The organism is Actinotignum timonense (genome assembly GCF_900155575.1).
Lineage (GTDB): Bacteria > Actinomycetota > Actinomycetes > Actinomycetales > Actinomycetaceae > Actinotignum > Actinotignum timonense.
Window position 1 is genome coordinate 1,286,898 of record NZ_LT706966.1, and the last position, 6,279, is coordinate 1,293,176.

At 64.8% G+C, this 6,279-nt stretch carries 3 protein-coding genes and 1 pseudogene; all 4 read left to right on the forward strand.

Features of this window, described 5'->3' with window-relative positions; genetic code table 11:
* Positions 1–587: pseudogene (locus CZ322_RS05365) on the forward strand (hypothetical protein); the annotation flags it as partial.
* A gap of 186 nt (positions 588–773) precedes the next feature.
* Positions 774–1,427: a ribosome hibernation-promoting factor, HPF/YfiA family gene (gene hpf, locus CZ322_RS05370; protein ID WP_087070522.1), complete on the forward strand. Its 654-nt coding sequence runs from the start codon at positions 774–776 to the stop codon at positions 1,425–1,427.
* Positions 1,428–3,450: 2,023 nt separating this feature from the next.
* The gene (locus CZ322_RS05380; protein ID WP_087070524.1) at positions 3,451–4,872 is read left to right on the forward strand and encodes an FAD-dependent oxidoreductase; all 1,422 of its coding nucleotides are present in this window, start codon (positions 3,451–3,453) and stop codon (positions 4,870–4,872) included.
* A gap of 45 nt (positions 4,873–4,917) precedes the next feature.
* Entirely contained in the window at positions 4,918–5,967 is a 1,050-nt protein-coding gene (locus CZ322_RS05385) for a lipoate--protein ligase family protein (protein WP_087070525.1), read from the forward strand.
* Positions 5,968–6,279 lie beyond the last annotated feature (312 nt).

Consider the following 6,279-nt stretch of genomic DNA (forward strand, 5'->3'; position numbering starts at 1 on the left):
CGCAGCGCTGCCGGCAGCTCGCTCCGCGCTGGGAGGGCACGGCGCTCAGCGTTATTCCCGCGCCCTCGGGCGCGGCTCGCCATCGGGCCGGGCGTTTCATTGCCGGGCACCTGGCGCAGGCCGCCGCGCGGGGGCTGGTTGCCGGGGGAGTAGATGCGCGGGCCGCACCGGTGCTCATCAGCGGGGAAAGCGCGGGTAGTGGGCTACTCGGCGGCATCCTGCGCGGTGAAGCACCTGGCGGCGGGGCACTCGGCGCGCTTCCGGCGCGGCTCCTGACCCGCGCAAAACACGCGGCGCAAGAAAAGCGGGCCCGGGCCGGGCAGCGCCACCTTGCCGGTCAGCGGGAGCGGGCCGCAAAAGGCCGCGGGATCCGGCTGAGCCCGGGCATCACCATTCCCGGGCGGGTCATTCTTATTGACGATGTTCTCACCACCGGATCTACCCTGGCCGGTTGCGCCCGAGCCATCGCGCAGGCGGGTGGGCACGTGGTTGCGGCATTGGTCCTAGCCCTCGCTCCGGATCCGCGTCCAGCGAACTCGCGCACAGCGTTATCGCTGCTCCAGCCCTTTCAGAATGTTGTGAACTGAACTACACTTAATGCTACGAAATAACGGTGCCGGCCGCGCTAGCGGGCGAAACGAGCAATGGTGAACGTTGAGCCGCATGCGTGCCGGGTGACCCAGGATAGGGGGTGGTGCCTCTCTTATCCGCGTGAGAAGCGGGCATTTTTTCAGCGGGCCGCGCGCCCGCCACTACATCCCAAGGAGGACACCGTGGAGATTATCGTCAAGGGTAGGAACACTGAAGTTTCGGACCGTTTCCGCAATCACATTGAAGAAAAAATCGCGAAGGTGGAACAGTTCGCTCCGCGCGCTCAGCGCGTTGAGGTAGAGGTGTCGAAGGAAAAGAACCCCGCCCAAGCGGATAACTCGAAAGTTATCGAAATCACGGTTATTGATAAGGGCCCGGTTATCCGGGCTGAGGCCTCAGCTGCTGATCAGTACAGCGCCCTCGATCTAGCATCCGGAAAGCTTTTTGAGCGGCTGCGCCGCTCGCGTGATCGTCGCAAGTCCCATCGGCGTGTGGTTGAGAAGGTGGGCGAACCGCTCACGCTCACCGCGGAGGAGCTCGCGGCAGAAGCGCAGGTGGAGCCCGCGCCCGAAGCCGAGGTGGAAGCAACGCATCCCACCCGCCCCGAAACTACCGGGGAAGCGGTAGAAACCCAGCTGGGGGATTCCCCGGTTGTGGTGCGCGATAAGCTCTACGAAGCCAATCCCATGTCCGTGGACCAGGCTCTCTACGAAATGGAAATGGTAGGCCACCCCTTCTACCTCTTCATCGACGAAGAAACGAAGCAGCCGTGCGCGGTCTACCTGCGCCACGGCTGGACCTACGGGATTATTCGTCTCGACACCACGGTGCACTAAAGACTGCACCCCGGTGTGGCCCGCGCCGCACCTGCCGCACTGAGTAGCGGGATAGCAGCGGAATACAAGCGGGCCAAAGCCACGAATACACACCAAGGCGAGGGACCGAGCATTATGCCCGGTCCCTCGCCCTGTGCTCGGCCCCGCGCCCTGTGCTCGGCCCCGCGCCCTATGCTCGGCCCCTCGCCCTATTTCCCAGATCGTAACTGACCATGCGCAGCCGCCTCCGAAAACAAAGTGCGCATAAGAGCACCGTTTTCACCCGGTNTGCGGTGGCCGGCCTGGTCTGGGCCGGGGCCGGGCCCCTGGTGGGGGCGCTGAGCGCGGGCCACGTGGCCGGGGTGCTCGTCCATATACTTGTGCCGGTGCTGGCCGCCTCGGTGCTCTCCGTGTGGCGCCTGCCCCGCACCCGCGACCGCATCGAATCCACCGCGGGTCTGGGCACCGCGGCGCTCGCCGGCATTTACCTGGCCGCCGCGGCCCCGGTCATGCTCGCCGTGCTTCTTCTCATTGCTCTGGTGGGGGCACTGCGCTGGCGGCGCCTGCGCTGGCTGTGGGTGGTGATCCCCGCGGCCGTGGTGGTTATTCCCGGGCTCGAAGCTTCCTGGCGGCTGCTCTTTGCCACCCCGGGAGAGCCTTTCGCGGCCCGCCCGAGCACCCTCGACCTCCTCTCCTTCTTCCCCCTCGCCCAACCTGAGGCACTTCCGTGGCTCGGGGAAATTGCCCTCATCTGCGCGGCCTGCCTCGTGGTGATCGCGGTACTGGCCCTGGGGCGGGCGCGCAATTGGCAGCGCATCCGCGCCGGCTGGCTGATCGCCGCGGCCGGTTTCGCCTGGGCGATTGCCTCCACTCGCGTATCCGTGGCCCAGGTGTACGACGGCGCCACCGCACTCAGCGCGCCAGCCTGGAGCGGTATCGGCTTGAGCGTGGCGCTCGGCGGGCTGTGGATCGCGCTGGTGAGCGCCGGGGATGGCCTGCGCACCGATATGAGCGGGCGCTCCTTCGGGCTCTACCAGCTCTTCGGCCTGGGCTCGGTTGCGGTGCTGATACTTAGCGCCCTGGCCGGATCGGGTCTCTACCTCAGCCGGGCCCTCACCGGCACCACCGAGCTGCAGCAGGAAACCGGGAGGCCGGTGCCGGCTGCCGCCACCCTCGAAGCCTCCTCCCCGGATCGGGTGCGGGTCCTCGCCCTCTACCCGGCGGAGAACGGTATTCGCGCCGAAATCTGGCGCGGGCCGGGCCGCCAACTCACCGATAACACCATGGCCGGCGCGCTCGCGGCCCTGGAAGGAACCTACTCCGGGGATGCCGCCGCGGCGGAGGTGGCCAGCGCCGTCGCCGATATGAACGCCGGGAACCCGCGCGCCGCGGATATCCTGGCCGAACACGCTATCTCCTACGTGGTGATCCCCGCCCAGGCACCCCGGGCCGGGGAGCTCGCCCGCGCCCTGGGCGCAACCGGGCGTTTCGATATGATCAGCGCCACTGAGCAGCAGCTTTCTTGGAGACTGACCCGCAGCGAGGCGAGCGCCGTGGATGCCGCGCGCCTCACCCTGGACGGCAGCGCGCTAGCCGCCGGGCGCTACAGCGTGGACACCGAACTACCCGCTAGCGCGGGCCGCAGCGGCGGAATTGTGCGGCTGGCCGAACGCCAGGATCCGCTGTGGGANAAAAGCGCCTTGGTGAGGGGAAAACGAAACGCGAGGTTATACGTGTGCTTAAACGCTACCTGGCCCGGCGGGTGTATCGCCTCTTGACCAGGCATATGCGTGCCGAGGAAACCGTACTTGCCTCTTGACAACATATAGAAGCGTCACTTGACGGGGTTGACGGTTCGAAATGCGCACTCTGAGGAGGAGAGAGACCGGGTCGGATAACAAAGTGGTACTGGAGCTACAGCCAATCCCCGATTTTCTGTCGTGCAGTACCACTCTGTGTGGCTCGATGTTCCCCAGTACCACCCTGCCCGCCGTGCGCGCGGCTCGCTAAGATAGGGGAGGTGAACGCAGAAGGAGAGTTAGCCGTGACACATGCATCCCCCGCCCCCGAGCAAGCCACCCCGGAACGCCCCTATCGGGTAGCGGTGATCGGCGCGGGACCGGCCGGGATTTACGCCTCGGATATCCTCAGCAAATCCGATATCCCGGTCAGCATTGACCTTTTCGATAAGCTGCCCACTCCCTACGGCCTGGTCCGTTACGGGGTCGCGCCTGACCACCCGCGCATCGGCTCGATTATCAAAGCCCTCCACGCCATCCTCAAACGCGGCGATATTCGCTTCCTCGGAAATGTGAAAATCGGGGAAGACGTTCACATGTCCGAAATTCACGAGTTTTACGATGCCGTCGTCGTCGCCACCGGCGCCGATCAATCCGTACCCCTGGACGTCCCGGGCGCCGATCTTCCGGAAGTCTACGGGGCCGCGGATTTTGTTTCCTGGTATGACGGCCACCCGGATGTGCCGCGCACCTGGCCCCTGAATGCCCGCAACGTCGCGGTTATCGGGGTGGGGAATGTGGCCCTCGATATTTCCCGCATCCTCGTGCGTTCCGCGGACGATCTGCGCGCCCACACCGATATTCCGGAGAATGTGGAGCGCGGGCTGCGCGCTAACCCCGTCGAACACGTGCATATCTTCGGGCGGCGCGGCCCGGCCCAGGTAAAGTTCACCCCACTTGAGCTGCGCGAATTGAGTGAAGTGGCCGGGGTGGATATCCAGGTCTACCCCGAAGATTTCCAATACGATGCCGGCTCCCAAGAAGCCCTGGATTCCTCGAAGATGACCCGCCAGGTAGTCGACCTTCTCACGGATTGGGTCTTCAACGATCCGGAAGAAATGACCGCCCCGCGCCGAATCCACATCCACCTCATGCAGGCGCCGGTGGAAATCCTCGGCACGGATCACGTGACCGGCATCCGCATGGAACGCACCCAGCTCCAGGGGGATGGCACCGTGACCGGCACCGGCGAAACCGTGGATTACCCGGTGGAAGCCGTCTATAGCGCTATCGGCTACGCCTCCGAACCGCTGGACGGGCTGCCCTGGGATCCCATCCACCGGGTCATCCCGAATGAGGAAGGTCGTATCGTCACCGATACGGGGGAGACCATCCCCGGCTACTACGTGACCGGGTGGATCAAACGCGGCCCCGTGGGCCTGATCGGCTCCACGAAATCCGATGCGCGCCAAACCATCCGCCACCTCGTTGCCGACGCCCAAGCCGGCATCGCGCGCGCCACCGGGGACGGCTCGGGCGGGCGCGGGCTCCTCGACCTCCTCACCGAACGCGGCGTGAAATGGACCACTTGGGAAGGGTGGGAGCTCCTGGAAGCTTTCGAGGAAAACCTCGGCGCCCAGCAGGGCCGCGCCCGCGTCAAGGTGGTCAATCGTGACACGATGACCGCGATTTCCCGCGGGGAGTCGCACGACGGCGCACTTCTCTAACCATCCGCTCATCCCTCACCTTCCGCGACAGAAAGAAGAACGCTTATGCACGGCGAATACAAGGAACTCGGCCAGAAAATGGCCATTGTTGACCTGGACGTGGTCGATAACAAACTCGCGAATGTTCGCCTCTCTGGTGATTTCTTCATCGAACCGGATAGCGCGCTGTGGCGTATCACCGATGCCATCGAGGGGCTGAGCGCGGATGCTTCCGCGGAGGATATTGCCCAGGTGGTGGAAGCGGCGGTGCTCCCCACCGATAACCTCTTCGGGCTGAGCCCACGCGGGGTCGCGGTGGCGGTGCGCCGCGCCGTCGGCCACGCCCTGGCCTGGGAAGATATCGATTTCGAGGTCCTTCACACCCCGGTTATCCACCCGGTTCTCAATATGACCATGGATGAAACCCTCCCCGAAGCGGTGGCCCGCGGGGAACACAAGCCCTTCTTGCGTATCTGGGAATGGGACCGCCCGCTCGTGGTCATGGGCTCCTACCAGTCCTATTCCAATGAGATCAACCAGGACGGGGTGGACCGCCACGGGATTACCGTGGGCCGGCGCATTACCGGCGGGGGCACCATGTTCATGGAGCCGGGCAATTGCATCACGTATTCGCTGGTGGTGCCCACCGCGCTCGTGGACGGGATGTCCTTCCTGGAGTCCTATCCCTTCCTGGATGCCTGGGTGATCGAAGCCCTCGCGCGGGTGGGGGTTAAAGCCCACTACGTCCCCCTCAATGACATCGCCTCCGACCGCGGCAAAATCGGCGGCGCCGCCCAGAAGCATTTCGCGACCGGCTATATGGTTCATCACGTCACCCTCGCCTATGACATCGACGCGGACAAAATGATGGACGTGCTCAATATGGGCAGCGCGGGCAAAAAGAACCGCGGGCACCGCTCCGCGAACAAGCGCGTGGACCCCATGAAGAGCCAGACCGGGATGGAACGCGACGCCATTATCGAAGTATTCAAAGACGTTTTCACCCAGAAATACGGCGCGAGCCAGGGGCAGATCACCGCGGAGGACCTGCGCGTGGCCCAGGAACGCTACGAGGCGAAATTCTCCACGCCCGAATGGATTCACCGCCTGCCCTAAGTTCGGTTGCGGCGCATGGGCGCGCTATTGCATTGCGTACGTGCGCGGTAGTGCGCGTGCGTGCGCGTAAGCGTGTATATGGGCCCTGCGGCACGTGCGTACGCACCCTTGCACGCGTAGGTACGACGGCGCAGCTAGCGGTCGGCGCGCTCGCCGGGCAGCCGGGGGAGTGGTGGTGGCCACGTTCCCGCCTCAAAAGTTGACAGTAACTTTCCTCCCTGGGTAATCTCATCTGGTGCCTTACGGAAGGGCGGCCACGAAGCCTTTCTTCCGCGGGGTGAAAAACACTTCTTCGGAAGTTATATTGGCGGG